At 72.1% G+C, this 720-nt stretch carries 1 protein-coding gene; it reads left to right on the forward strand.

The features are described 5' to 3' along the window. The coding region (locus tag ACY5KJ_RS00005) for a carboxyl transferase domain-containing protein (protein WP_462202409.1) at window positions 1-581 on the forward strand (581 nt) is incomplete at its 5' end. Between the last annotated feature and the right edge of the window lie 139 nt (window positions 582-720).

Genomic DNA, 720 nt, shown 5'->3' on the forward strand with positions numbered 1-720 from the left:
GGGGAGGGCCGATGCGTGCGGTGGTTGTAGCTGTCGGGGCCCGTCGCGGCGACGCCCCGGGGCCGGCCGGGTACCGGTTGTTGGTCCGCGCCGCCCGGCTCGCGGGGAAGCTGGGGATTGGTCTCGTGACCCTGGTCGACACGCCCGGCGCGGCGAACGACGCGGACGCCGAGGCCGCGGGCATCGCGGCGGCGATCGGGGACGCGATGGCCGCGGTGTTGGCCTGCCCCTCGCCGACGCTGTCGATCGTGTTGGGTGAGGGCGGCTCCGGCGGGGCTCTCGCCGCGGCGGTCACCGACATCGTGGCCATGACCCCGGACAGTTACTTCACCGCGCTCTCCCCGGAGGGCACCGCCGTCACGCTGCGGGTACCGGTCGAGCGGGCCGCAAACGTCTCCGGGCTACGGCCGACCGACCTAAACGCGCTGGGATTCGCCGATCGGCTCCTGTCCGCCACCACCGCGGCCGAGACGGCGCGCGACGCTGCATCGCTGCTCGCATCCCTGAGCCGGGAGGACCAGGGCGATCGGCTGCGCCGGCGGCAGGCTCGATGGTCGACAGGGCTACCTAACAGTCTGTAGTATTTCTCTCCGGTCTTTACTTGGTCACCGGGATATCTGCCGACCTGGGGGGCGAGCACCACGGCTGGCGGCACGGATGGTACGGCGAGGGAAGGCGAGCGGGCCATCGGCGAGCAGATACTGCCATCGTTGGCTGCGG

The sequence above is a fragment of the Frankia sp. CcWB3 genome, assembly GCF_977927595.1.